The organism is Roseibium sp. MMSF_3247 (assembly GCF_030733765.1).
In the GTDB taxonomy this organism is placed as follows: domain Bacteria; phylum Pseudomonadota; class Alphaproteobacteria; order Rhizobiales; family Stappiaceae; genus Roseibium.
Genome location: NZ_JASHII010000001.1, coordinates 870,953 through 896,953 on the forward strand (window position 1 = coordinate 870,953; position 26,001 = coordinate 896,953).

The 26,001-nt window shown below is 57.0% G+C and carries 27 protein-coding genes; 18 read left to right on the forward strand and 9 right to left on the reverse strand.

Features of this window, described 5'->3' with window-relative positions; translation table 11 throughout:
- Positions 1-35: 35 nt before the first annotated feature.
- The 5 genes from RBB44_RS03925 (at position 36) to RBB44_RS03945 (ending at position 6,658) form a co-directional block, all read left to right on the forward strand.
- Positions 36-680 carry a ceramidase domain-containing protein gene (locus tag RBB44_RS03925; RefSeq protein WP_306149951.1) on the forward strand — a complete coding sequence of 215 codons (645 nt, stop codon included), beginning with the start codon at positions 36-38 and terminating at the stop codon, positions 678-680.
- A gap of 269 nt (positions 681-949) precedes the next feature.
- Entirely contained in the window at positions 950-3,253 is a 2,304-nt protein-coding gene (locus tag RBB44_RS03930) for an NADP-dependent malic enzyme (protein ID WP_306149952.1), read from the forward strand.
- An 84-nt stretch (positions 3,254-3,337) separates the two neighbouring features.
- Complete coding sequence (locus RBB44_RS03935) at positions 3,338-3,652, forward strand: chorismate mutase (RefSeq protein WP_133948247.1); 315 nt, start codon at positions 3,338-3,340, stop codon at positions 3,650-3,652.
- A 174-nt stretch (positions 3,653-3,826) separates the two neighbouring features.
- Complete coding sequence (locus tag RBB44_RS03940; RefSeq protein WP_306149953.1) at positions 3,827-4,990, forward strand: PQQ-dependent sugar dehydrogenase; 1,164 nt, start codon at positions 3,827-3,829, stop codon at positions 4,988-4,990.
- Between the two features lie 369 nt (positions 4,991-5,359).
- Positions 5,360-6,658 carry a DEAD/DEAH box helicase gene (locus RBB44_RS03945; protein WP_306149954.1) on the forward strand — a complete coding sequence of 433 codons (1,299 nt, stop codon included), beginning with the start codon at positions 5,360-5,362 and terminating at the stop codon, positions 6,656-6,658.
- Here RBB44_RS03945 and RBB44_RS03950 read toward each other — a convergent pair.
- Positions 6,634-6,816, reverse strand: a complete 183-nt coding sequence (locus RBB44_RS03950) for a hypothetical protein (protein ID WP_306149955.1) — start codon at positions 6,814-6,816, stop codon at positions 6,634-6,636. The genes RBB44_RS03945 and RBB44_RS03950 overlap by 25 nt on opposite strands.
- 709 nt (positions 6,817-7,525) lie before the next feature.
- Positions 7,526-7,903: a helix-turn-helix domain-containing protein gene (locus RBB44_RS03955; RefSeq protein ID WP_306149956.1), complete on the reverse strand. Its 378-nt coding sequence runs from the start codon at positions 7,901-7,903 to the stop codon at positions 7,526-7,528.
- 148 nt (positions 7,904-8,051) lie between these two features.
- On the opposite strand from RBB44_RS03955, the gene RBB44_RS03960 reads away from it, so the two are divergent.
- Positions 8,052-8,852, forward strand: a complete 801-nt coding sequence (locus RBB44_RS03960; protein ID WP_306149957.1) for a nuclear transport factor 2 family protein — start codon at positions 8,052-8,054, stop codon at positions 8,850-8,852.
- Positions 8,853-8,938: 86 nt separating this feature from the next.
- On the opposite strand, the gene RBB44_RS03965 is transcribed toward RBB44_RS03960, so the two are convergent.
- Complete coding sequence (locus RBB44_RS03965; RefSeq protein WP_209176820.1) at positions 8,939-10,615, reverse strand: electron transfer flavoprotein-ubiquinone oxidoreductase; 1,677 nt, start codon at positions 10,613-10,615, stop codon at positions 8,939-8,941.
- Between the two features lie 396 nt (positions 10,616-11,011).
- Here RBB44_RS03965 and RBB44_RS03970 point away from each other — a divergent pair, with 396 nt between their 5' ends.
- The 5 genes from RBB44_RS03970 to RBB44_RS03990 all read left to right on the forward strand — a co-directional run bounded on the left by RBB44_RS03970 (position 11,012) and on the right by RBB44_RS03990 (position 14,380).
- On the forward strand, positions 11,012-11,911 hold the full coding sequence (locus RBB44_RS03970; RefSeq protein ID WP_306149980.1) for a uracil-DNA glycosylase family protein: 900 nt from the start codon (positions 11,012-11,014) through the stop codon (positions 11,909-11,911).
- Between the two features lie 310 nt (positions 11,912-12,221).
- Positions 12,222-12,857 (forward strand): PilZ domain-containing protein, encoded by a 636-nt coding sequence (locus tag RBB44_RS03975; protein WP_306149958.1) that lies wholly within the window; start codon positions 12,222-12,224, stop codon positions 12,855-12,857.
- Between the two features lie 90 nt (positions 12,858-12,947).
- Positions 12,948-13,805: a S49 family peptidase gene (locus tag RBB44_RS03980; RefSeq protein ID WP_306156100.1), complete on the forward strand. Its 858-nt coding sequence runs from the start codon at positions 12,948-12,950 to the stop codon at positions 13,803-13,805.
- A gap of 47 nt (positions 13,806-13,852) precedes the next feature.
- Positions 13,853-14,038, forward strand: coding sequence for a hypothetical protein (locus tag RBB44_RS03985; protein ID WP_133948232.1), 186 nt, complete (start codon positions 13,853-13,855; stop codon positions 14,036-14,038).
- A gap of 108 nt (positions 14,039-14,146) precedes the next feature.
- On the forward strand, positions 14,147-14,380 hold the full coding sequence (locus tag RBB44_RS03990; RefSeq protein ID WP_306149960.1) for a hypothetical protein: 234 nt from the start codon (positions 14,147-14,149) through the stop codon (positions 14,378-14,380).
- A 33-nt stretch (positions 14,381-14,413) separates the two neighbouring features.
- Here RBB44_RS03990 and RBB44_RS03995 read toward each other — a convergent pair whose 3' ends face one another.
- From RBB44_RS03995 to RBB44_RS04005, 3 genes are all read right to left on the reverse strand, one after another.
- On the reverse strand, positions 14,414-15,004 hold the full coding sequence (locus RBB44_RS03995; RefSeq protein ID WP_306149961.1) for a hypothetical protein: 591 nt from the start codon (positions 15,002-15,004) through the stop codon (positions 14,414-14,416).
- A gap of 94 nt (positions 15,005-15,098) precedes the next feature.
- Positions 15,099-15,629, reverse strand: a complete 531-nt coding sequence (locus RBB44_RS04000) for an MAPEG family protein (protein ID WP_306149962.1) — start codon at positions 15,627-15,629, stop codon at positions 15,099-15,101.
- Positions 15,630-15,680: 51 nt separating this feature from the next.
- Positions 15,681-15,998 (reverse strand): hypothetical protein, encoded by a 318-nt coding sequence (locus tag RBB44_RS04005; protein WP_306149963.1) that lies wholly within the window; start codon positions 15,996-15,998, stop codon positions 15,681-15,683.
- A 109-nt stretch (positions 15,999-16,107) separates the two neighbouring features.
- On the opposite strand from RBB44_RS04005, the gene RBB44_RS04010 reads away from it, so the two are divergent.
- On the forward strand, positions 16,108-16,704 hold the full coding sequence (locus RBB44_RS04010; RefSeq protein ID WP_306149964.1) for a TetR/AcrR family transcriptional regulator: 597 nt from the start codon (positions 16,108-16,110) through the stop codon (positions 16,702-16,704).
- A gap of 116 nt (positions 16,705-16,820) precedes the next feature.
- Here the strand turns inward: RBB44_RS04010 and RBB44_RS04015 are convergent, their stop codons facing one another.
- The 3 genes from RBB44_RS04015 to RBB44_RS04025 are packed head-to-tail and all read right to left on the reverse strand — an operon-like array spanning position 16,821 to position 18,599.
- A complete protein-coding gene (locus RBB44_RS04015) occupies positions 16,821-17,435 on the reverse strand; it encodes a transmembrane anchor protein (protein ID WP_306149965.1) in 615 nt (204 codons plus the stop codon).
- Between the two features lie 12 nt (positions 17,436-17,447).
- Complete coding sequence (locus RBB44_RS04020; RefSeq protein WP_306149966.1) at positions 17,448-18,179, reverse strand: HupE/UreJ family protein; 732 nt, start codon at positions 18,177-18,179, stop codon at positions 17,448-17,450.
- Positions 18,180-18,233: 54 nt separating this feature from the next.
- Positions 18,234-18,599, reverse strand: coding sequence for a hypothetical protein (locus RBB44_RS04025; protein ID WP_306156102.1), 366 nt, complete (start codon positions 18,597-18,599; stop codon positions 18,234-18,236).
- 439 nt (positions 18,600-19,038) lie between these two features.
- Between RBB44_RS04025 and RBB44_RS04030 the strand changes: the two genes are divergently transcribed.
- The 6 genes from RBB44_RS04030 (at position 19,039) to gltS (ending at position 25,873) form a co-directional block, all read left to right on the forward strand.
- On the forward strand, positions 19,039-19,494 hold the full coding sequence (locus RBB44_RS04030) for an ABA4-like family protein (RefSeq protein ID WP_306149968.1): 456 nt from the start codon (positions 19,039-19,041) through the stop codon (positions 19,492-19,494).
- Positions 19,495-19,528: 34 nt separating this feature from the next.
- Complete coding sequence (locus tag RBB44_RS04035) at positions 19,529-20,293, forward strand: hypothetical protein (RefSeq protein WP_306149969.1); 765 nt, start codon at positions 19,529-19,531, stop codon at positions 20,291-20,293.
- A gap of 263 nt (positions 20,294-20,556) precedes the next feature.
- Positions 20,557-21,522: a glycine--tRNA ligase subunit alpha gene (locus RBB44_RS04040; protein WP_306149970.1), complete on the forward strand. Its 966-nt coding sequence runs from the start codon at positions 20,557-20,559 to the stop codon at positions 21,520-21,522.
- A 330-nt stretch (positions 21,523-21,852) separates the two neighbouring features.
- Positions 21,853-22,410: a LemA family protein gene (locus RBB44_RS04045; protein ID WP_306149971.1), complete on the forward strand. Its 558-nt coding sequence runs from the start codon at positions 21,853-21,855 to the stop codon at positions 22,408-22,410.
- Between the two features lie 22 nt (positions 22,411-22,432).
- Positions 22,433-24,394, forward strand: a complete 1,962-nt coding sequence (locus RBB44_RS04050; protein ID WP_306156104.1) for a DUF2207 domain-containing protein — start codon at positions 22,433-22,435, stop codon at positions 24,392-24,394.
- A 258-nt stretch (positions 24,395-24,652) separates the two neighbouring features.
- Positions 24,653-25,873, forward strand: a complete 1,221-nt coding sequence (gene gltS, locus RBB44_RS04055) for a sodium/glutamate symporter (RefSeq protein ID WP_306149585.1) — start codon at positions 24,653-24,655, stop codon at positions 25,871-25,873.
- The last annotated feature ends 128 nt before the right edge of the window (positions 25,874-26,001 follow it).

The window sequence follows — 26,001 nt, forward strand, 5'->3', positions numbered from 1 at the left end:
GTTCAGAATCAAAAGCAGCAAAGGGACAGCGCAGGATGGATTTGACGGATCAGCTCAACAATTATTGTGAACGCCTCGGTCCGGAGTTCTGGTCGGAACCTGTCAACGCCATAACCAACGCCGCCTTTGTTGTGGCGGCTCTCGCCGCTTATCTCTTGTGGCGGCGAAAGACGCCGGATGATTGGGTCGCGCTGTTTCTGATTTGTGTCGTGCTTGCGACCGGGATCGGGTCGTTTCTGTTCCACACATTCGCGACACGGTGGGCGCTTCTGGCTGATGTCATTCCGATTGTTGTCTTCATCCACGGGTTCTTGCTGTTCGCGCTCCGGCGCTTCCTCAACCTCCATTGGGTGATCAGCGTGTCGATCGTGATCGGCTTTTTCGTGCTCTCACCGATGGTGGGCGAGGTTTGGGCACCGCTGATCGGGTCCTCTGCCGGATACCTGCCCGCACTTCTGGCAATTTTCGTTGTGGGCGGGTTCTTTTATCAGCACGACAAAAAGCTCGCCAAACAAGTGCTTCTCATCGGGATACTGTTTACCGTTTCGCTGACTTTCCGGACGCTGGATGGTCCGGTATGCAGTCAGCTGGCCCTCGGCACGCATTTCCTGTGGCATATTTTGAACGCTGCCGTGCTGTTTGGGCTGTTACGGGTTCTCATTTTGCATCGCGCCGGGTAAAGGTCGAAGACAATTCATGAAATTTCGAAGGTCAGGATCGGATCGCCGGCTTAAACAGACGCACCAGATCAATGACCGAGTGTGGTGGAATTGAAATTTGTCTGATATTTGCACCGAGTACGGGCACAAATTTCAATTCCGGAAACCACACCGGATACAAAATTTGCTAGTCACCTCTATGAACCTGTAGTTCGTTCAGAACACGCTGGAAATTCAGACGAACTACAGTTTCAGGTGACTACGAGAAGCGGTAGGGAGACAAGAACGTCATGAGCGATAATAACAAAACAGAAAGCGACCTGACCGAAGCCGCCCTGTTCTTTCACGAGCATCCAAAGCCCGGCAAGCTGGAAATCCAGGCGACCAAGCCACTCGGCAACCAGCGCGACCTCGCGCTCGCCTATTCGCCGGGCGTCGCAGCACCTTGTCTTGAGATTGCCGAGGATCCGGCAAAGGCGGCCAACTATACCGCCCGCGGCAATCTGGTTGCCGTCATCTCCAACGGCACCGCAGTGCTCGGGCTTGGCAACATCGGGCCGCTCGCCTCAAAACCGGTGATGGAAGGGAAGGCGGTTCTATTCAAGAAATTTGCCGGGATAGACGTGTTCGACATCGAGGTCGATCAGCTGGATGTCGACAAGTTCGTTGATGCGGTGGCCGCGCTTGAGCCGACCTTCGGCGGCATCAATCTGGAAGACATCAAGGCGCCGGAATGCTTCATGATCGAAGCAGCCTTGCGCGATCGCATGAACATCCCGGTCTTCCATGACGACCAGCATGGCACCGCAATCATCGCCGGGGCGGCTGTACGCAACGGTCTGCAGCTCGCCGGCAAGAAAATCGAAGACGCCAAGATTGTCGCATCCGGCGCGGGGGCGGCGTCCCTCGCATGCCTGAACATGCTGGTCTCGCTCGGTGCCAAGCGCGAAAACATCTGGGTCACCGACATCGAAGGCGTGGTCTACCAGGGGCGCCAAGCCTTGATGGACCAGTGGAAAGCGGTGTTTGCACAAGAGACCGACAAGCGGACACTTGGTGAAGTGATCGACGGCGCAGATGTTTTCCTGGGGTTGTCGGCGTCAGGTGTTCTGAAACCCGACATGGTCGAGCGAATGGGCAAGGGCCCGTTGATCCTGGCGCTCGCCAATCCGAACCCGGAAATCATGCCGGAAGATGCCATGGCAGTGCGCGACGATGTTGTCATGTGCACCGGCCGTTCCGACTACCCGAACCAGGTCAACAACGTTCTGTGTTTCCCATATATTTTCCGCGGCGCGCTCGATGTAGGTGCAACCACCATCAACGAGGAAATGAAGCGCGCGGCCGTCGAGGCAATCGCTGGCCTCGCCCAGGAAGAACCATCGGATGTTGCCGCACGCGCTTATGGCGGCAAGACAGAGACCTTTGGCCCGAACTACCTGATCCCGTCGCCGTTCGACCAGCGCCTGATCCTGCGGATCGCACCCGCTGTTGCAAAAGCTGCGATGGACACCGGTGTTGCGACCCGGCCGATCGAGGATTTCGACGCGTATCAAGACCGGCTGAACCGGTTCGTCTTCCGCTCCGGCCTGATCATGAAGCCGATCATCCAGAACGCGGCCAAGGATCCGAAAAAGATCATCTACGCGGAAGGCGAAGACGAACGGGTACTTCGCGCCGCGCAGGTGCTGATTGAAGATGGCATTGCCAAACCGGTTCTGGTCGGCCGTCCGGATGTTCTCACAGCTCGCTGCGAACGGTTCGGTCTGAAGATCCGTCCGGATGTGGATTTTGAGTTTGTGAACCCGCAGGACGATCCACGCTACCGCGATTATGTCGATGAATATCTGGAGTGTGTCGGTCGCTTGGGTATGCCGCCAACGGCGGCAAGAACCGTGTTGCGGACAAACCAGACGGTCATCTCAGCGATTGCCGTGCGCCGCGGCGAAGTGGACGCCCTGATCTGCGGCCTGGAAGGCCGGTTCACCAAACACATGCGCGATATCCGCCAAGTGATCGGCGTTTGTGAAACGGCCCGCGATCTGTCGGCCATGTCGCTCTTGATCAACAGCCGGGGCGCGATGTTCCTGTCCGACACGTTCGTCACGGAAGACCCGACGGCTGAGGAAATCTCTGAGATGGCGATCCTGGCGGCGCAGGAAATCCGCCGGTTTGGCATTGAGCCGAAGGTCGCGCTGCTCTCCATGTCGAACTTCGGTTCGCGCGACACAGCCTCGTCCCGCAAGATGCGCGAAGCGCTGGAGCTGATCTGGGAGCGGCATCCCGAACTGGAGGCAGATGGCGAAATGCACGGGGACTCGGCCTTGAGCGTCGCCTTGCGTGAACGTGTCATGCCGAACAGCAAGCTGAAGGGTGAGGCAAACCTTCTACTGTTCCCGAACCTGGATTCCGCAAACATTGCGCACAACCTTTTGAAGGTCGCAACGGATGCGCTGCATGTTGGCCCGATCCTGCTCGGGACGGCAAAACCGGCTCACATCCTGACACCGTCGGTGACGTCCCGTGGCGTGGTCAACATGTCCGCGCTTGCGAGCGTTGAAGCGCAAACAAGGGCTCCAGAACAGTCCGCATAACGAAGCTGTACGGCCCCCCGCATTTCCGGCCGGTGCGTCCTTGTGACCGCTGGCCGGTTTTCCGTGTTTGCGAAACAAGAGCGCATGACCGACCTAAAAGCCCCAGTCGACTGCCAGACCAAGGCAGACATCCGAACAGCCATCGATGCGTTGGATCAGGATCTCTTGAAGCTCTTTGCGCAGCGCCAGGGCTATGTCCGGCGCATGGCGGAGCTGAAACAGCACCCTGACGAGGCCTTTGACCACGACCGGATCGAAACCATGGTGGCAGCGCTCAAACACCGTGCCGAAGAATTGGGCTTGGAAGCCGATCAGGCCGAGCAGGTCTGGCGGGTTCTGATCGACTGGAATGTCGCCTATGAGAAGCGGACGATCGCGGCTCGGTTGGCAAAAAAATGAGGGCTAAACAGGTCGCTGGTTTCATTAGCGGCCGCGTGAGGGAACAATCCGCACCAGCACATTAATCGTCGCACCAGCTCTGTTCCTGCCAAAATCACTCCCTATCTGTAAATCTGGAAATCGCGCCGGCACCAGAGGCCGCGGGATCGGATGGATGGTTTTCGGGAGGGTGATGTGCAACACGCATATTGGCGTCAGGGCTCACGGCATGGATTGTTGAGATACGCGTGGACGGTGTTGGTCGCCGGCATCACGTTCCTTGGCCTTGCGGGCAGTCCCAATCAAAGTGCGCACGCGCAGACTGCTGTGACCGCTGAAACAGTTGCCTCCGGTTTGTCCTATCCGTGGAGCGTCGCCTTTCTACCGGACGGCGGATACCTGGTCACCGAGCGTGACGGTGTTCTGAAGGTCGTTCACGAAGACGGCCGCCAGGATGTTGTTGCCGGTACTCCGGAAGTATTTGCGCAAGGGCAGGGCGGTCTTTTGGACGTTGTTCTGAGTCCCTCTTTTGATGCGGATCAGACGGTCTATCTCACCTTCTCTCAAGGATCGCCGGAGGGCGCTGGAACATCACTCTTCAAGGCAACGCTCGATGGGTCGAATGGCTCTGGCTACACGCTGGTTGAAGGGGACACGATCTTCGCCGGCAACAACAAGGCCTTTGGCGGACGCCACTTTGGCTCCCGCCTGGCATTTGACGGCGATGGCAACATCTACATGACGCTTGGCGATCGCGGGGATGGCCCCCGGTCTCAGGACACATCCGATCACACGGGCTCTGTGCTGCGTCTGACCCCCGATGGCGCTCCGGCACCGGGCAACCCGTTCCTGGACAACCCGGCCTACCAGCCGGAGATTTGGTCGATCGGCCACCGGAACCCGCAAAGCGCGGCCGTTCACCCGGAAACTGGGGCCTTGTGGACCGTGGAGCATGGCGCGAGAGGCGGGGACGAGATCAACATTCCGGAGGCTGGCAAGAACTATGGCTGGCCGGTCATTTCCTATGGCCGCCACTATTCCGGTGGCAAAATCGGCGAGGGGACCGAAAAGGCCGGGATGGAGCAGCCGATCTTCTATTGGGATCCGTCGATCGCCCCCTCTGGAATGGCCTTTGTGACCAGCGACAAATACCCCGATTGGTCGGGTGATCTGCTGGTCGGCGCCCTTCGCGGACAGCATTTGGCCAAACTCACCCTGAACGGCGAAGAAGTCGTGTCTCAAGAACAACTGCTGTCGGACTTGCGAGAGCGTATCCGGGACGTGCGCCAGGGGCCGGACGGGTTCATCTATGTGCTGACCGACAGTGATGACGGGAAATTGATCCGGCTGCGCCCGTAGCCGTGACCGCCGATCCATCGCTTTGATCGTTGATTGGAACAAGCAGAAGTTCTTGATTTTTCGTGGGATGCAAGAGCCTCTGCTTGACAAAACCATCAGAAAGGCAGATACACCCCACGTCATTGCCGCTGCCGCGTGAGCAGCAAGCACAGGCCCGAGCGGCCGGGAGCAGATGCTCCGATTGAATGTGCCAGGCATGACAGGCTCATGTCCAAATTAGCCGGACATATTCCCAGTACCCAGTTCACGCGGGGGCTGACGGCTTGTGTAGATGGCGAGATAGCCTCTGCAGCCGCAACCGCAACAGGACCGCGATCAACAGGCGGTCACGCAGGCGCGACCTCGTCCGCCTGACAAAGGATATTTGATTTGACCAACTTTGAAAGCCTGGGGCTTTCCAGCTCTCTGCTGAGCGCCATCAAAGACAATGGCTATGAGGCTCCGACCCCTATTCAGCAGAAAGCAATCCCGCTTATTCTTGACGGACAGGACCTGATGGGTCTGGCGCAGACCGGGACCGGCAAAACCGCCGCATTCGGACTGCCCCTCATCGAGCGTCTTCTGGCCGAGCCGCAACGGGCGGCACCCAAAGGAACCCGTGCGCTGATCCTGGCGCCGACCCGCGAACTGGTGAACCAGATTGCCAAGAACCTGATTTCCTTCCTAAAGACTACCCCTTTGCGGGTGACCTCTGTGGTTGGCGGTGTGTCCATCAACGGGCAGATCAAGCGGTTGTCGAAAGGCACCGATATTCTGGTGGCAACACCGGGCCGGCTGCTGGACCTCGTGGACCGCAATGCGGTTGATCTCGGCTCGGCATCGTATCTGGTGCTTGATGAGGCTGATCAAATGCTGGATCTCGGCTTCATTCATGCACTGCGCCGTATTGCCGGTCTTGTGGCCAAGGAGCGCCAAACGCTTCTCTTCTCGGCAACCATGCCGAAGCAGATTAACGAGCTGGCGCAATCCTATCTGACGAATCCGGCACGTGTTGAAGTGTCTCCTGCTGGCCGGACGGCCGACAAGATCCGCCAGAAGGTTCACTTCATGGACGCCAAGGCGAAGACCGGATTCCTGATCGATGTGTTGTCGGATCAGCCGGACGACATGTCGCTGGTATTTTGCCGGACGAAACACGGTGCGGAGCGCCTGATGCGCAAAATGGCGCAGGCAGGCATCGCTGCCGGATCGATCCATGGCAACAAGAGCCAGAACCAGCGCGAGCGCGCGATTAAGGAACTTCGCTCCGGCGCGATCAAGGTTCTGGTCGCAACAGACGTTGCAGCGCGCGGTATCGACATTCCGGGCGTCAGCCATGTCTATAATTTTGAATTGCCTGAAGTCGCCGAAGCTTATGTGCACCGGATCGGCCGGACTGCCCGTGCTGGTGCGGATGGCGATGCGGTTGCACTTTGTGCTCCGGAAGAAATCGGTCTCTTCCGTCAGATCGAGAAGCTGATTGGCATCGATATTGAGGTCGTCAGTGGTGAAGTGCCGCCGATGTCCGCTGCAAAGGCTGCCAAGCGCGCGAAAAACAACAAGTCCGGTGGTGGTGGCAAGCCACGGTTCCAAAAGCCTGCCGGAGCAGGTGCTGGCGACAACGACAACGGTCGCCGGTTTGCCAAGAACCGCCGCCGTCGCCCTCAGACGCGCAAGAACGCGGCATAATCGAGCGTTTGCCAAGTATCAGACGCTGAAAACAAAAGCACCGGGAAGTGGCCTTCCCGGTGCGGTGTCCTGTGGTCGATGGGGTCAGTGCAGTCAATCCGCGCTGAGTAGTCATTTGTCACATCGAGCCAAAAGTGCGAGACCGCCGCGTCTCTCATTTTGCCCTCTGCTCCTGGTCCACAAGACACCATTTCTGCCTTTGCGTTTTAACGCTAAGCGAGACTCGGTGTCCGCAGGTGCAAGCCCACTCTAATCTTATAAGACTTTATTATTATCTTTCCGATGCAAGTGAATTTAGGTTAATCATTTGCAAAGTGCAAATACAACCTAGACTGCGCCAATCGTGGTTTTAAACGTATAAAGCCGATAAAAATCAATATTTTAACTGAGGTTTGCTGTGGAATGTTCAGGTTGTGTTGCGTAAGTCCTGAACGAAGTCTCTAGCTGTGTGAAATCCGGAAAACCTTAAACATCAATGAATTGTTCATTGTATTTTCTTTATCTATTACCCCATAAAAAATGATTATATCGTCAAATTTTGCCCCGAGGCTGTGGATTGAAAATCGATAATTCGGCTGAAGATGCTCGCAAAAGCGCCGAATCCTTGAGAATCATGCAGTCCAAGGTTGTGTGGTGTGTTTTGCATTCGGAAGAGTGAGCGCCAGCAACGTTGGGTTTAATGGTAAGTCTATGTATTTGATGGATCTTTTAAGCCATAACTTTTGTTTATGTTTAACCCGCTCTGGTTTTAGGAGCCTCAATCCTCAGCCGGTCTCCAGCACCAGTAAGGACTGATGCCACGTGTCCGGTCGACGTTACGTTTCAAGTCTGCACGTCCACTCAGTCATGTCAGTCCAAAGGATGGGCTTATTTCGGATGGGCCCGATCATACTCCAGGCGCGCTGTTTTAACCTGCTCCATCTGCTCGCCGGACCAAAACACCAGAGGCTTCAAAGTGGCAACCAGGCTTTTGCCGAGTGGCGTGAGTTCATAGGACACAGCGACCGGCGGGCCTGGATCGACCGTGCGGGTGAGATAGCCGTCCCGCTGCAGTCCGCGCAGATTTTCCGTCAGCACCCGCTGCGTGACATCTCCGATACAGCGTTTGATCTCGCCAAAACGCATCGGTCCATCTTCCAGCGCCAGAACAATGATCATGCGCCATTTGCCGGTGACATTGGAGAGAACGGATCGGATCGGACAGTTCGAGGCTTCAGCCTTGGTTTCAACACCAATTGGGAGCATGGGATGTCTCGGTATGCATAGGGAACCAGTGACAGATATCAAACTTGGATTATGTGTCAGAACACATGGCAAAACAACAGGTATCCTGGAGCATACCTTGTGACAAATTAGTGCGTAATTGACTGCAGGTGCAGAATGAATACTTACTATGGCGACGACACAAGCAGAGGATACAAACATGTCGCCGAAGGAATTGGTACTTGCTCTTTTGACCGCAGCTTTCGTGGATCACGATCCAGAGGCTGCCAAACCGTTGTTGGCGCCCGGTTACATTCAACACAATCCGGCGATCCCGACCGGCGCGGACGGATTGCTGGGCGCGATCCCCATTGTGCAAGACTCCGGTTTGACCGTCACGACTCACCGTGTGATCTCGGAAGGTGATTATGTCGTCTTGCACAACACCTATGAAAATGCAGATGCCTTTGGGGCGCCGAGCCTAGTCGCTTTTGATGTGTTTCGGGTTGAAGATGGTGTTGTTGCCGAGCATTGGGACAATCTCCAGGCACCGCCCGAGGCAACGGTCTCCGGGCGGTCAATGACCGATGGCCCTGTCGAGGTGACCGATCATGATCGCACACAGGAAAACAAGGAACTGGTTGTGGGTTTCGTCCGGGACGTTCTTGGCGGTGCCGCGCCGCAGAACGTGACCCAGTACATGGATCCGGCGGTTTACATGCAGCACAATCCGCTCATCGGTGACGGGCTCGACGGCCTTATGAAGGCTATGGAAGAGTTTGCGGCCCAAGGGCAGGTGATCACGAAGTTTGAGCCGCAAATCATCGTTGCCGAAGGTAACTTCGTGTTCGTTGCCTCTGATGCGGTTATGGGCGGTGAGCCCTGGGCGTTTTTTGATCTGTGGCGGGTCGAGGCCGGCAAGATCGTTGAGCACTGGGACGTCGTGTCCCCGATTCCAGCAGAGATGGCGCACGACAACGGTAAGTTCTGAGCGGCCTCAACACGTTGAAAATAAGAAAAAGCCGGGGCGTCCAATTGGACGTCCCGGCTTTCTGGTTTTTTCTGTCAACGAACAGATCACATGTTCGGGTAGTTCGGTCCGCCAGCGCCTTCCGGCACCGTCCACGTGATGTTACGGTTCGGATCCTTGATGTCGCAGGTCTTGCAGTGCACGCAGTTCTGCGAGTTGATCTGGAAACGCGGTGCGTCTTCGCCTTCTTCCACCCACTCGTAAACGCCGGCCGGGCAATAACGGTTGGAGGGCCCTGCGTAAATATCGTGCTCGGACATCTTCTGCAGTGTCTCGTCAGCGACCTTGAGGTGGATCGGCTGATCTTCCTCATGGTTTGTGTTCGACAGGAAGACCGATGACAACTTGTCGAAGGAAATCACCCCATCCGGCTTCGGATAGTCGATCTTCTTGCAATCCTTGGCCGGCTTCAGCGTTTCAGAGTCCCGCTTGCCGTGTTTCATGGTGCCGAAGAAGGAGAAGCCGAACAGTTCGTTGGTCCACATGTCGAGACCTCCGAGGGCAACGCCCAGCACCGTACCGAACTTCGACCAGAGCGGTTTGGCGTTGCGGACCTTCCAAAGATCCTTGCCAATCTCGCTGTCGCGCCACGCCTGATCATAGGCGGCCAGCTCTGTATTGGCCTCGCCGCGGCCGATCGCGGCCATGACTTCTTCTGCCGCCAGCATGCCGGAGAGCATCGCGTTGTGCGATCCCTTGATCCGCGGCACGTTGACGAAGCCCGCGGAGCAGCCCATCAGCAAACCGCCCGGGAAGGACAGTTTCGGCACGGACTGATACCCGCCTTCTGTAATGGCACGCGCGCCGTAGGCCAGGCGCTTGCCGCCTTCGAACGTTTCGCGGACGGCCGGGTGCGTCTTGAAGCGCTGGAACTCGTCGAATGGCGACAGCCACGGGTTTTCGTAGTTCAGGTGCACCACGAAGCCGACAGCGACCTGGTTGTCTTCCAGATGATACAGGAAGGAGCCGCCGCCTGTCTTGCCGTCTAGCGGCCAGCCGAAGGAGTGCTGGACCAGGCCCTGATTGTGCTTTGCCGGGTCAATCTGCCAGAGTTCCTTGATGCCGATACCGAACTTCGGAACATCGCTGTCTTTGTCGAGCTCGAACTTCTCGATCAGTTCTTTGGCAAGAGATCCGCGCGCGCCTTCGCCGATCAGGGTGTATTTGCCGCGCAGCTCCATGCCGCGGGTGAACATTGCGTTTGGCTTGCCATCGCGGCCGATGCCCATGTCCCCGGTCGCAACACCCGTGACATTGCCGTTGTCGTCATAAAGGATCTCGGCTGCAGCAAAGCCCGGATAGATCTCGACGCCGAGCGCTTCCGCCTTTTCCGCAAGCCAACGGCAGACATTGCCAAGCGACACGATGTAATTGCCATGGTTGTTCATGAGCTTCGGCATGAACATGTTCGGCAGGCGCATCGAGCCCGCTGGCCCAAGCACAATGAACTGGTCGTCCGTGACAGGGGTTTTCAGCGGCGTGTCTTCCTCGCGCCACTCCGGCAGCAGCTTGTCGAGGGCAACCGGATCAATCACGGCGCCAGACAAGATGTGCGCACCAACCTCGGAGCCTTTCTCCAAGACCACGATGCTAATGTCTTCGCCTTTTTCGTTGGCGATTTGTTTCAAACGGATCGCGGCGGCCAGACCGGCCGGGCCAGCGCCGACGATCACCACATCCACGTCCATGCTTTCGCGTTCGCCGAGCGCGTCCTGTTCGCTCATGAAATGTCTCCCTCCGCAAGGTTCGCAGTGCCGGTTTCGCGCGATTTGCCGTTCAATGACAGGCAATTCGCGACATTTTGCATATGAAAATGCGAAGCCGGTTGCCGAATGCTCCTATTTGGGGCCAGATAGACCAAAGCTCGGCTCGGGCGTCAAGTGCAAAAGTGACGCTTACGTAAACGTAATTATGCCTACCTGTCGATGCGGTGTCTTCCTGTTTGTGTGCGCAACTCTTTACGCAAAGGGTGTGGGAGGATATTTGCGGCTGCGTGGTGCCGCCTTGGCAGGCATGACCTCTTAGCTTAGTTTACCGGTTCAACTGATGACTGCATCTGCGGTCAGTCTCTGGCCGCTCGGCCCCGTTGGAGAGTTCGTTTGCAACAAAGCCCGTCTGATATGCGGCATCTGGAAGCCCTGCTGGATTTCTATCTGGCATCAGGCGTTGATGCATCGCTGGGTGAAGAGGTCGTTGATTGGTTTCAGCTCTCCGAAGTTCAGGCAAAAGCACGCCAGCAAATTGCCACACCGCAGGCTGGGGCTCAGCCAGTTGCTCCGGGGCAGGGCTCCTCCCAACAAGTTCGGCAGATGCCGCAGCAGCACCAATCCCCCTCTCAGCCCGGACCAGCCCCGGCCGCGCCGGTCGTTGGAGCCGGTCCCCGCAGCCCCACCGATCACGGAGCAATCCCGGATCAGGCGGTCATTTCCATGGCGCGTGAACAAGCCTCCAGCACCGGGTCTCTGGCTGATCTGCGGGCCTGTCTTGAGGCTTTCGACGGCTGCAACTTGAAACGCACGGCCAAGTCACTCGTGTTTGCCGATGGCAACCCGAATGCAAGAGTTATGTTTATTGGTGAGGCGCCGGGCCGCGATGAGGATCTGCAGGGCAAACCCTTCGTCGGTCGGTCGGGTCAGCTGCTTGACCGGATGCTGAAGGCAATTGGCCTCGACAGATCCCAAGTCTATATCGCGAACACCGTCCCCTGGAGGCCGCCGGGAAACCGCACGCCGACACCGCAGGAGACAGAGATCTGCCGCCCGTTCATCCAGCGCCAGATCGAGTTGGTGAACCCGGATGTGGTTGTGTTCCTAGGCGCAGCCTCTGCGAAGACGCTGCTTGGAGTGCAGGACGGTATCCGGAAAATGCGTGGCCGCTGGATGACCTATCCAGTCGCTGGGCGTCAGGTCGCAGCTCTGGCCACGTACCATCCGGCCTACCTGTTGCGCAGCCCGCTTGAGAAGCGGCTGTCCTGGCGCGATTTTCTAAGCGTGAAATCCAAGCTGTCCGAGTTGGGCTGATCGACGAACTGGGGCGGCGCAAGGCACAGATTGCAAGCTGACCGTTCGGTCAATTTGTTCAAGAAAATGCAGCCGCTACTCAAACACAAGCTCAAATATTTGCATTCTGGATAGCAGAGAAAGTTGTGCGGATATGTTGTAAAGGGCTGTAAGAAAACGGGAAAACATACTTGTGGGAAGTATTGCATAAAAGTCACTTCAAACACATCCTAGAGTCACCGGTAGAATTAACAATATTTTTGCGCTTTGAGGGCTATGGTCTTTCCCCAACTGGAAGTGGTCTTTAACCGCTGTCAGCTGGAGATTGGATGTGAAGGAAATCTTTGACCGATATTCCGGCGGCTCCAACATCATGGTCCTGGTTCTCGACTTCGAGACCCTTGATTGCGAGGAGGCGATCGCGACAGATATCACCCGATCCGGATGCCGGATCCGGGACACCTCCCACTCGGAAAAAAACAAACTGATCGGTCTGCGCCTGTCCGGTCTGGACAAAATGGTCAAGGGCAAGATCCGGGATATCCTGGAAGAAGAGGTCCGGGTTTCATTCTTGTTCGAAGACGATACGAAACGGGAAAAGCGCAAGGAAAAGCGCCGCACGGTTTCCATCGCGGCCTCGGTTCTTCCAGGACACGGAATGCCTCCGGTGAGTTGTCAGATCGTGGATGCCAGCCTGTCCGGATGCCGCTTTTTCTGCAATCAGCTGGACGATCTGCCGGACACCATTGCTTTGCGGATCCCGGGCATGGATCTGCCTGTTGGCGGCAGCATCGTCTGGCGCGCCAACGGCTACGCGGGTGTTAAAATGAACTGGCAGTTCAGCGGGAAGACCGAGTTTATGGCGGCCAAGACGATCCGACCGCCAAGCTTGGCCGAAAAAGCCGGTGCCAATGGCAGCCGCAAAAAGACCCTGGTGAAACAACCTCACATTATCCCGGCCCGATAAACCCGCTGCCTTGTTACGATCGCGCAGTGGTATCTTCCAAACCAGCACCTATATCTCCTGAAACAACAAATTAGTCAGGATTACCTCTTCGTGCTGTCTTCCTTGCGCCGGTTTTTGCCCGGTTTTTTGAAAAATGACGCCCCCATCATTCCAGTCGTGCGCCTGCAGGGGCCTATTGGCATGTCCAGCCCGTTGCGGCCAGGCCTGTCGTTGGCAACCGCAGCCCTGCCTCTGGAGCGCGCCTTTTCCATGAAGAAAGCGCCGGCTGTGGCGCTTATCGTGAATTCTCCCGGGGGCTCGCCGGTGCAATCGCGGCTGATTTTCCAGCGGATCCGGGATCTGGCCAAGGAGAACGAAAAGGACGTTCTGGTCTTTGTTGAGGATGTTGCGGCCAGTGGCGGCTACATGATTGCGCTTGCGGGCGATGAGATCATCGTCGATCCGTCTTCCGTTGTCGGCTCGATTGGCGTTGTCGCGGCCGGCTTCGGCTTCACGGAGTTGATTGGAAAAATCGGTGTTGAACGCCGGGTCTATACGGCGGGCAAGAAGAAAGTCACGCTCGATCCGTTCCAGCCGGAAGTGCCCGAAGACATCGAATACCTGAAAACCCTGCAGCAAGAGATCCATGACACCTTCATCGACATGGTGAAGTCCCGCCGGGCGGATGTCCTGTCGGATGATCCGGACCTTTTCACGGGCAAGTTCTGGACGGGATCGAGCGCGGTCAATCTTGGGCTTGTGGATTCCCTTGGCGATCTGCGCGGTGTCTTGAAAAAGCGTTACGGCGACAAGGCGGAAGCCAAGTTGATTTCGGCACCGCGCGGCCTGTTCGGCCGCAAAGGGGGCGTCGGCGTCAATCTGGAGGCCGGAGCCCTGACCGCAGGCCTTGGCAATGAACTGATTTCGGCTGCCGAGGAGCGGCTCATGTGGCAGCGCTTTGGTCTTTAAAAAAACGTATTGAGGGTGTGAGCTAGGTCAGCAACAGGGGATATAAGATGACCGAGTTGATTGGGGCCGCTGCGTTGGCGGTCGGCGGATATTGGATTGTCCAACGGATCAAGCGCAAGATGGCGGATGTCGAAGCGCAGATCTCCAAGGCGGCGGCAAAGGCCGATCCGGCCGGGCGCGGCGAAAAGCTTGTACTGGATCCTGTCAGCGGGAAGTACCGGCCCCAGAGCTGAAACGGTTTTCAGCGTCGTCCAGAAACCTTGATGCGGTGGCTCGACCAAAGGACGCCGTGCGCTATTTTTCCTGACACAAGATATTGAACTCAAAAAGGATTGAGAGCCATGTTGCAGGAGAAGCACGGCGATTTGGACGCTGAAAAGCGAAAGAAACTCATTACGCGTTTGCTTGAAGACCTGAGCCGATCGAACCCGGACCTGTACTACCAGCCAACCAGCCAAATCGCACTGCAGATCAAGCAGCAAGTTGATGCAGGCACAAACCTCAACAACGACGACCGGGCGCTGCTATCGCCGCTCACCTTGCGGGACATAGAAGTCTTACTGAGCTTGCATTGACGGGCCTGCTGCGACAACACCTATTCTCGATCTCTAACCGAAGAGGCCAGACCCTAAGGCTTTCCGGCGTTTCAACGGTTCGGACTGCACAGCCTTGCGCTGAATGAACTTGAAGTGCCCGAGCGCTTCGCGGATCGTATCATGGACCGGTTTGCGCTCCAGATAATCCATCAGCCGGTAGAGATTGATCGGCTGCTTCTGAATGAGCGCTGACACTTTTTCCAAAGCGTCATCAAAGGAATAGGTGTCAATGATCTGGCAGGCCGTTTGTGTGGGCGTAAGGATGTAATAGTCCTGCGCGCGCTTCGGCGTGTAGCGCAGAACATCGAACGGGGATGCCCCAAGCACTTGGGGTTTTGGAATATAGCAGAACACATCATCGGCCTTGTTGTGCAGGACGGACCCGGACGTTTGCTTAAACCCGTGGGGTTTGAGCTGCTGAACGGCATGCGTGCGCATGCCCGGGCTCATGATATCCGCATCTGAGCGGTCGTAGCGCAGGTCGTCGAACACCGAAAAGATGTTGAGCCGGTCATCCACCAGCATCATGTAAACGCTGAGATCCCGCTCCGCGCAAAGGGCTTTTGAAGTCTGTGTTTCTGTGCGTACCGAACTTGCGTCCATGATCTGTCTCCTGTTCTTGGAGAGGTAGGACCGACGGGCCGGCGGGCAACTTGGTTTTTCTGAAGCCGGATTGGAGATTTGGTCCAAGTATAGTTCAAAGCCAAGTCTGCAGAAGAAGCCACAAGCCCATCAACATCCCGGGAAGCAAGGTGATCAGCATGGCAAAGCCCCGTTTGCTGCTGTCAAAGAGAATGAAGTGCAAGACACGCCCAATGAGAAACACGGCAACAGCCAACCACAGCCACTTTTGTCCAAGCCCAGCCAATTCGGATGCTCCCAGAACCAGGATGAAGACTGGCGCATTCTCCATCAGGTTTCCGTGAATCCGGATGCGTTTGAAAAGCGTCGCATCATCGCCGTCGCCTCGAAAGACACCACCGATTTTTTCGCGGCGCAGACCGATCCAGCCGGTCAGAGGGATTAGTGAAATAGCGAGCAGGCTTGTAAAAGTAATTGTGACGGGCAGCAGGGCTTGGGTCATTGGTTGTCGCCTTTGATTTCCATCGGCGATGCAGGCTCCGTTGATGACAACAAAGCGAGCATCGCCGATCAATTGTTTTCGATAAAAGGGTGGCATCGATCGAGGCGTCTTACTGATCGAAGGGGCGAGCTGCTTGGTTTCCAACTAGGCTCCAGACGAGCCCGGTGTCTATGTCAGTGGGCAGGTCTTTCAGGCTTACATGTCCATGTCCAAAGCTTCTGCGATCTCAATGGTGCCAGTCCCGCTGAGATGAGGACAGCCTTTGGCCAAGGCAATCGCATCTTCCATAGTGTCGGCTTGCAGAACGGTCATGCCGCTCGCTGGATTGGCTCCCCCGTGATCCTCGACACCATCTGGCGTGATGGTTTTCGACGGCCCGACCGGAAGGCCTGGATCAATGACAGCCTCAGCGATGGAGGCGCTCCAGGCTTTCCACGCCTGCATGTGGTTGACACCATCCTCCCGGCTCTGGATGTCAGGCTTCCCGTGATAAACCAGCAAAAATTTGGGCATGTTGAACTTTCCTTGTTTCAATCAAGGGGAGAACGATTGGCACAAATCAAAATATGATAAAGAACATTTTTAAAGGCGGTGCTAAGTACACCTCGTATCGGAGGAAGCGATGCCCTACAGCGCTGAGCATAAGGACAAAACGCGAAAGAAGATTGTGGAGACAGCCCGTGTCCTGTTCAATCGGCATGGCTTCAACGGCGTGTCGATCGACATGGTGATGCAGGAAGCCGGACTGACCCGCGGCGGTTTTTACAATCATTTCAAGAACAAGGAAGAGCTCTTCAGCGAGGCGGTGATGAGCTTTCTGATGGGGCGCGGCGCAGAGTGGCGGGAAGATGCCGGTGTCGATGTCAGCAACTTGCGGCCCGAAATGGCCCACCAAATGATCAACGCATATCTGTCGCCAGAACACTTAAATGATCTTGATGGGCAGTGCCCGATGATCGCATTGCCTTCGGATATTGCGAGAGGTGGGGTAGAGGCCCAGAAGTCTTTTCAGACCCTGCTGGAGGCGATGGTCTCTCTATTTGAGACTAATATGTCCTCCGACGACAGCACCAACCGGCAGTGGGCTCAGGCGATCGCTGCGCTGTGCGTCGGCGGAATGGTTCTTTCCCGTGCGCTACCGGATTCAACGCTGGCGAAGGAAGTGCGCGTTGCTGCGGGCCAATCGGCAAAACGTCTCTTGAGCGAAGGTCAACGTTAGGTGTTTGGAGCAGCGGCGGCTCGCAGATTGGAATGTCGTCTCAATTAATTTAGTCGGCTAAGTAATGGGTTTATTGGGTGCCACGCGCCCTTTGACGAGGGCGCGTGGCTGACAGTTTAGTCGCTGCGGACCAGGCCGGAGTAGTCTCCGCGCAATTGCAGGGTGACTGTTACGGCTGACTTATCGCGGTTCCGCCAGAACCAGCCGTGATCCCCTGCGAACGGGGTCTCAAAGCTTCCTTCGCCCGAGGTTTCGCCGCGGCCCTTTTCATAGGTCACGTTTTCTCCGCCAGCATGAGCATGGAGATCAAAGTTGATCCGTCCGCCGTCAGCCATCCAGGCATATGTCAGCGTGGCGCCTTTCTCCATGGTGGCCTTGATCTCGGTGTAGGCACCGGGTTCAAGGGTGAAGGTCACGACGTCTTTCCAGGCGTCTTGCGCCTGAGCGGAGGATATGAAAAGCCCCAACACGCCGTCGATCAGCGACGATGAGTCCTGGCTGTTATGAAGTTTTTCGTCCTCTGCCGCTTCCTTCGCCAGTTGTTGCTTGATCTCGCCCATCTCGGTGAGGCCGAGCACACTGCCGAAACCTGTCGGATCGATGCCGTACTCAGCAGGCAGGTAGACCATCACGCCAATGGCCGCAGCTCCAATGGCGGCAACGACGGACATGCTGCCCAGTTGCCGATTGCTCGGCAGATCTTCAAGTTTCGGCTGGGGTGCGTTGTACATTGCTGTCTCCGATCATGAGGTGCTGGCGACGTAACCGGCGATTTGCTGGTAGGTCAGCAAGACGCCAAGGAATACCATGATGATGTTGGCGATTGTGGCCTGGCGCATGAAATTCGGGCTTTTGCGCCAGTATCCCATGACGATGAGGATCACAAACAATGCCAGAAGCTGTCCGATCTCGACCCCTACATTGAACGCCAGAAGATTGGCGAGGAGGCCATCCGGGGAGATGTTGTACTCCAGGATTTTGGAGGCCAAACCTGTCCCATGGAACAGGCCGAAGATAAGCGTTGCGGCCTTTGTGTTCGGCTGAAACCCCAAAACTCTTTGAAAGACGCCAAGGTTGTCCAGCGCCTTGTAGACCACGGACAGGCCGATGATTGCATCGATGATGTAGGCGTTGATGCCCCAGCCGTACCAGACACCAAGAAGCATGGTGAGGGAGTGACCAAGCGCAAACAGGCTCACATAGATGGCCACATCCTTCATCCGGTAGAGGAAGAAGACGACTCCTAGCAGGAAGAGGATGTGGTCGTATCCCGTGACCATGTGTTTGGCCCCGAGATAGATGAAGGGGATGATGTGAACCCCCCAGATTTCCTGGATGTATCCCGCATCGCCGGGCGTGACATCATGCGCGGCGGCGGTTTGAACGCCAGCGGCGTAGAAGAGAAATGAGAGTGACAGGGCAAAAACAAAGGCGTGAGTCAGCCATGACTGCCCATGAATAGAAGTAGGCTTCATAAGGTCCTTCCAAGTGTATAACAGATTTCTGATGAGCCCGAACCGGGCAATCTGTCAGGTCCTTGGAGGGCGCTCCGGGGGAAAAACAAAGGCAGACGTCGCATCGCTGACTGGCAGCCGCCAGGATGACGTGTCAAAGACATGAGGGGATTTCGGCGCGGGTTTCACAAGCAGTGCGGAGTTGTGGTCATGGTCACCCAGGTCGTGCTGGTGGCCGTGCATGGCCCACAGCAGATCAAGTTCAAACCCATGCGAATGGCCGTGGTCTTCAATCATCTCAAGATGATCTTGCACCGTATCGAGATACTTCGGCGTATGAGACGCCGCGGGCACCGTCGTCCAGACGCACAGGCAGAGGCAGAGAAGCCCTGCCAGGAGCCTCTGCCATTCCGATTGTTTTTGGATCCGCATCCAGTTCAAAACGGGTTCCTGTTTACGTCGGGATTCCAGCGACGAATCGATTTTGGTCCGTATCGCCTCGATTAGGCTCGAAATATGGCCAAATGGAGAGAATTGGCAACCCTGTTGCTCTTTGAACCGGTGGCTTGTCCGGAATAACCGGGAACTTGCTCACCACCATTGGTCGCGCTTCGGTCCATTAAGTGAAGAGGCGCTTCCATCGCCAGCTGGAGACCAATTCTTAAAGCCCGGAGAGGCGCGCAAAACCCGCAATTGGGACGTATGTGGTGGAATTTACGGACCAGACAGAAAGCGAGCGCAGGGTCTTTTGCCCTTCCTGTGGGAGATGTTGCTTAGATGGTCTTGCCGCCGAACTGCCCATTGATGTGATCCAGTTCGGAAGTTAATGCTTATAACATTCGTATCTGTTGAGAATTTGAGCGACACTGGCGGAGATCGAATGACACTGGATCAGGTATTCTCAATCACCGGCACGATCGCCATGGCAGGCTGGGTTATCCTGGCCGTGGCCCCCCGGCGCTGGCCCGTGCTCAACGCACTTCCCCGACTTGTTCTGCCGGCGGTTCTAAGCCTGTTTTATGCCGCCTACATTTTTGCATTCTTTGCGGAATCTGGCGGAAGCTATGACAGCCTCGCGGACGTGCGCCAGCTCTTTACACTCGACGAACTTCTTCTGGCGGGCTGGATCCATTATCTGGCCTTCGACCTGATGATTGGCGCTTATCTCGCCGACCGGCTCGATAGAGTGGGTATCGGCCGACTGCTGCAACTGCCTGTGTTGGCCGCAACGCTGTTCTTCGGCCCTGTCGGTGTCATTTTGGCGCTGTGCATGGAAGGGAGCGTGCGCTTTGTTTCCTTCAACACGAGAGGGCTCGCCCATGTCCGGGTATTATGACGCAGTAGCATGCAATCCTGCCAGAGGGCCTTCGATGTCTGTGGTCCTGACTGGCTTCTCATTGGCATTGTTGCTCGTCTCCCTGGCTGCCGGCATCGTTGATCCACGGCTACTGGACGGGGTGCCGGTCTGGAACAAGCCTGCAAAGTTCGCCCTGTCCTTTGTGGTTCTCTTTGGAACCATCGCTTGGCTGGAGACACGACTTTCCCAGCCTTGGCGAACGGGGTGGCTGCTGCGCGGCACAATGGCCATCATGGCCGTCTGCCTGATCGCGGAAATGGGATACATCATGATGCAGGCAGGTCTTGGGCAGGCCTCCCATTTCAATCTGTCGACCCCGTTCAATCACTTCATGTATACGGTCGTGATGGCCTTTGGAGCAGTCCTTCTGGTTGCCGGTATTGGGGTCTTTGGATATGCGGCCTGGGCGGACAGGCAAGCCGACCTGACACCGGCTTTGCGTATCGGCACCGCCTTGGGCTTCGGTGTTTCTTTCCTGCTCACACTTTTTGTTGCCGGTTACATTGGAGGTCAGGAAAGCTCACTGATTGGGACCGTTGGCACCAACCATTCCACCTTGCCGTTTTTGGGGTGGTCTACCGAGGTTGGCGACTTGCGGCCTGCCCATTTCCTCGCGCTGCATGCCATGCAGGTTCTGCCGCTGTTCGGATATCTTCTCGACCGCTGGGCAATTTCTCATCGGCCGGTATGGGTAGTGTCCGGCACAGTTGTCTATACGGCTGCGACACTCTTGCTTTTTGTACAGGCGCTTGCCGGACAACCCCTGATCTCGCTCTGAACTTTTAAGCCGTGATATGGACTGGGGCCATCAGTTGGGGGCTGCACCCAATCCGGGTCTCCGACAAGAACGCGCAAGTGTCAGGAAAGTGAACGGCCGGCACAGCGTTGGAGAAGCAAAAAGGGCTCAAAACCAAGTCGCCCCATAGCTTCCTTTGGCCGAACCCTTGACCTCTCCCGTCCACCGTGGCACCTGTCGCGCCAACAGGCGAGGGGGAACCCTTGCCGCAAGCAATTGGTCCCCGTTCTCAGGAACACGAAAACATGTCGAGCGACGTCCCGGCGCACATGCGCCCTGAAAACTCCTTCCAAGGCCTGATCCTGACGCTGCAACGCTACTGGGCCGATCAGGGCTGCGTGGTTCTGCAGCCCTATGACATGGAAGTCGGGGCCGGAACGTTCCACCCGGCAACAACCTTGCGCTCGCTTGGGCCTCGTCCGTGGAAAGCGGCCTACGTGCAGCCGTCCCGCCGCCCGACCGATGGCCGTTATGGCGAGAACCCGAACCGCCTGCAGCACTACTATCAGTTCCAAGTACTGTTGAAGCCGTCTCCGTCCAACCTTCAAGAGCTTTATCTCAATTCGCTCTACGCCATCGGGCTCGACCCGAGGGTGCACGACATCCGCTTCGTGGAAGACGACTGGGAAAGCCCGACGCTGGGGGCCTGGGGCCTTGGCTGGGAATGCTGGTGCGATGGCATGGAAGTGTCGCAGTTTACCTATTTCCAGCAGGTCGCAGGCTTTGAATGCTCACCGGTTTCCGGCGAGCTGACCTATGGCCTGGAGCGCCTGGCGATGTACATTCAGGGCGTCGATAACGTCTATGACCTAAATTACAACGGCATGGAAGGCGCCGATAAAGTCACCTATGGCGATGTCTTCCTGCAGGCCGAGCAGGAATACTCCCGCTACAATTTCGAGCACGCCAACACCGAAACCTTGTTCCAGCACTTCAAGGATGCGGAAGCCGAATGCCGCGCCATTCTGGAGGCCGGGGCCAAGGCGCGCGACGACAACGGTCTGTCGGTTCATCAGGTGGTGCTGCCGGCCTATGACCAGTGCATCAAGGCCTCTCATGCCTTCAATCTGCTTGATGCCCGCGGCGTGATCTCCGTGACCGAGCGCCAGAGCTACATCCTGCGGGTTCGTGAACTTGCCAAAGCCTGCGGCACAGCGTTCCTGGAAACGGAAGCCGGCGGTGTCGGCTATCACAATCAGGCCGCTGAATAACGCCGGGCTCCAGCAATAATCCTGACTTGGTCACCCCGGACGCAGCAGTGGTGCGATCCGGGGCCCACTCGCAGCTCCACGTGCCGAAGCGTTTGAAGCGAAATAACCAACCCTCTGCAAGCGAGTAGATCCCGGGTCTCGGCTGCGCCCGCCCGGGATGACGAACGGTGGCTGTAATAACATCAGCTTAACCCCGGTAAACTCGTCTCGGACCGTCAAAAGTGTGGTCTGGATTACACTTTTCCCGTTTTGGCTGTTTCCTCCGTGGCCGGGCGATGACATCCACTGAAAGTCCGGCTAGCCTCCGCTACAAATGGTTCGGAGGTTTTGATGGCCACTTGGTTTATTCTCGCTCTTTTGATCGCGCTCTCGGTTTTAGCGATCCTTCTTTACAACGCGCTGGTGAAAAAGCGGCAGATGGTTGAGGAAGGTTGGAGCGGGATTGATGTCCAGCTGAAGCGCCGCGCCAACCTGATCCCGAACCTGGTTGAGACGGTGAAGGCCTACGCGTCCCATGAGAAAGAAGCGCTGGAGAACGTAACCCGGCTGCGCACGGATGCCGCCGCTGTTTCGGGTTCGGACATAGCTGGCCGGGCCAAGGTGGAAGGCGCATTGACCCAGGCGCTGGGCCGTTTGTTTGCCGTCGCCGAAGATTATCCAGACCTCAAGGCCAGCCAGAATTTCGCAGATCTGCACAATTCCCTTGATGAAATCGAAAACGCAATCCAGATGGCCCGGCGCTATTACAACGGCGCAGTGCGCGGCCTCAACGTTGCCGTAGAAAGCTTCCCGTCCAACCTGATCGCGGGCCAGTTCGGTTTTCAAAAAGCAGAGTATTTCGAGATCGAGGACGCAGCCGAGCGCGCTGTTCCGAAGGTTGAATTTTAAGAAGTTTCCGGGAGATCCGATCATGCGGTTCCATCAAGGTCTGATGGCAGTCCTGGCGGCTGTCTTATGGCTCGTAACAGTCAGCGGTGCGGTCTCGGAAGAACGCATCCTCACCTATGTCTCCGACATCGACGTTCAGGAGGATGGATCCTTAATTGTGACGGAAACCATCCGGGTCCGGGCCGAAGGCGATGAGATCAAGCGTGGCATCTTCCGCGACATTCCCTTGCGTGCGAAAGACGCCAATGGCTGGGAGCATGATGTGCCGTTTGAGTTGCTGGAGGTCTTGCGGGACGGGCAGCGCGAAAACAAGTTCACACGGGAAAACGGGCGCGGTGTCCGGATCTACATTGGCCGCGAAGATGTGTTTCTGGATCCCGGCGTTTACACCTACACGATCAAATACCGCATGTGGCGCCAAGTTCGTTTTTTTGACGGCTATGATGAAGTCTATTGGAACGTGACCGGCAACGAGTGGATCTTCCCGATCGATGAAGCCGTTGCGAGGGTCCGCTTGCCTGCCGGGGCCGACGCTACGCAATATGCTGCCTACACCGGCGCATTCGGCTCTGATGCGACCGATTATGAGGCCTCCGTCGACCCGGCAACGGGGCAGGTGGTCTTCGAGACCACGCAGCCGCTCGGCGCTTACGAGGGCCTGACGGTCGCTGTCGGATTCCCGAAGGGCTTTGTCGCGGAGCCAAGCGAGTCTGAAAAATGGGATATGTGGCTCCAGGACCAGAGGGTCTTTGCGATCGGGGCGCCCGCGGTTCTGATCCTTGTTCTTTATTACTTGATTTCCTGGTGGCGCGTTGGCCGGGATCCGGCCCGCGGTGTTATCTTCCCGCGCTTCAAGGGACCGGATGGCGTTTCTCCGGCGATGGCCAACTACATCACCAATCGCGGGATCGAAGGGCAGCGCTGGGTTGCGTTGGCCGCGGCCTGTTTGAGTCTTGCCACCAAGGGGCGTCTCAAACTCTCAAAAGACGACAAGGATCTTGTTCTGGAAATGCCCGAGGAGGGCACACCGGCAAATGATGAGCCGCTGCCGAAAGGCGAGGCCGTTATCGAGAGTTACATCCGGGGCCGGGGAACACCGCTCGCCTTGAATGACAAGAACGGCAAGGCGATCAGCGCGCTGGGAGACAAGTTCGTTTCAGCGATCAACCGCGAATACAGCGGGGTCTATTTCAAGCACAATGGATTTTATCTACTGCCCGGTCTTGGGGTCAGTGTTGTGACGATCTTCTCGCTGTTTTATTTCGGCAATTTGAGCGATGCGCAGTTCGAGCAGTCCTTTCTGTTCGGCTTTTTCACCATCTTCGGAATTGCGGGCTCCGTCGGCCTGACAATTCTGGTTCAAAGCCTGTTTGACAAAACGACAGGGCGCAGCTCCAAGGCGCTGGCATTCTGGCTGGTTTTTGCGGTGATTTTTGCTGGCGCTGTCTACCTTGTTATGCATCTCACCGCGTTTATCCTTCAAATCCCGCCGGAAATTCCCCTGCTGCCCGCATTTGTGATCGGGATTGTTCTGATGTTCATTGTCTACGCCAATGTCATCGACATTCCGACCACCCATGGCCGGGTGGTCATGGACGAGATCGAGGGCCTGAAGCTTTATTTGTCGGTCGCCGAAAAAGACCGTCTGAACATGACGGATGCGCCGGACATGAGTGTCCTCCATTTTGAAAAGCTGCTGCCCTATGCGGTTTCGCTGGGCGTTGAAAAGCCCTGGTCCACGCATTTTGAAACCTGGCTTTCGAGTGCAGCCAATGCAGGACAGTCGCGTGAATACCGCCCGAGGTGGTACAGCGGCCGCGACTTCGACAGCCGGGATATCTCGCGCAGCGTTGGTGCAACAGCAAGTGCCATGGCCGGATCGTTCCAGTCCTCCTTGCCGGTGTCTTCCAGCTCCAGTTCTGGCTCGTCCGGTGGCGGGTCATCCGGCGGCGGCGGTGGTGGTGGCGGCGGCGGCGGCTGGTAGGCAGCCATTCCCGCCATATTTGCCGTCCCTGCGCCGGAACGGCTTGGCGGGGCTGGTCCGATGCCGCCGTCCCGGCCCTGAGCCGGGACCGGGCGAGGTGGCCCCGGATCATGTCCGGGGCGGCTCCGATGCTTCTAATAATCTGCAGAATAGCGAGCGGGGAAGATTGGTAGCCGGCCGCGCTGGCTCGGCGCTGAACTGGTAAACCTCGTCATTCTTCGCTAGGGTCGCTTCGGGCTAAAAAGGGGCAGGTTTGATATGAGCGGCGAAGTGCTGACGCTGGATGAGTTTCTCAGCTTCAATATTGCTATACTTGTTTATTTTCTGGGCGTTCGCCTGAACAAGCAGTTCGCGTTCCTGCGCCACTACAACATTCCAGAGCCGGTCTCCGGCGGTTTGATGGTGGCAACACTCGCGCTTGTTGCCTACGGGGTCTTCGACAAGGAAATCAGCTTTTCGCTGGGCGCGCGTGATTACCTGCTCTACTGCTTTTTTACCGCCATTGGTTTGAACGCCCGCTTCTCGGATCTTGCCAAGGGTGGCAAGCCGCTGTTGATCCTGTTGATGCTGACGGTCGGCTATATGCTGTTCCAGAACGTCATCGGCACGGGGATCGCCGTCGCCATGGGATTGCCTGTCGGCTTTGGTCTTTTGGGCGGAACGATCTCGCTGGTGGGTGGTCACGGCACAGCGATTGCCTGGGGACCACGTCTGGTCGAGCAATACGGTGTTGTCGGTGCCGTTGAAATCGGCGCAGCAACCGCAACTCTTGGCCTGATCGCGGCGAGTTTGCTGGGTGGCCCGATCGGCAACTATCTGATCCAGGTAAAGGGCGGCAAGCCGGACCCGAACCGGCCGGATGAAGGTCCGGTGATCGGGATCGAGACCGAGGACGAGGCCGATACGAGTGTGACCCATACTGGCCTGATGCGGGCGATCCTCGTGTTGAACATCGCCATTGCGCTCGGTGTCGCGCTACAGGAGGCTCTGGTATACGGCTTCAATCTCGATCTGCCGATCTTCGTCTGCTGCCTGTTCTGCGGCATCATCCTGTCGAACACCGTGCCTGTCATTTTCAAGAACATCATCTGGCCGGCTCGGTCACGCTCACTTGCTGTGATCTCGGATCTTGCGCTTGGGATCTTCCTGACCATGTCGCTGATGAGCCTGCAACTCTGGACCATTGCTGGTCTCGCCGGGCCGATGATGCTGATCTTGGCCGCTCAGATTGTTGGAGCAGGGCTGTTCATCATTTTCGTGCTCTTCCCTGTGATGGGGCGGGACTACAACGCCTCGGTGCTTGGAGCGGGGTTCGCCGGTTTTGCGCTGGGCGCGACCCCAACGGCCATTGCCAACATGACGGCAGTGACCAAGCAATACGGCCCGGCCATGCAGGCATTCCTGATCCTGCCGCTCGTCTCCGCTTTCTTCGTCGATCTCGCCAACGCGGTGATTATCGTTCTGTTTCTGGGGAACTAGCGCGCGATCACGTGTGTCTTTGAAGTGCCTTCGCGCGTATGTGCTTGCCAAAGGGGGTGACAAGCCGCGGCTGACTTGGTAACGGACGGCCAACGCATTTCCGGTGGTTTCCACCCAGACCCGAAGGC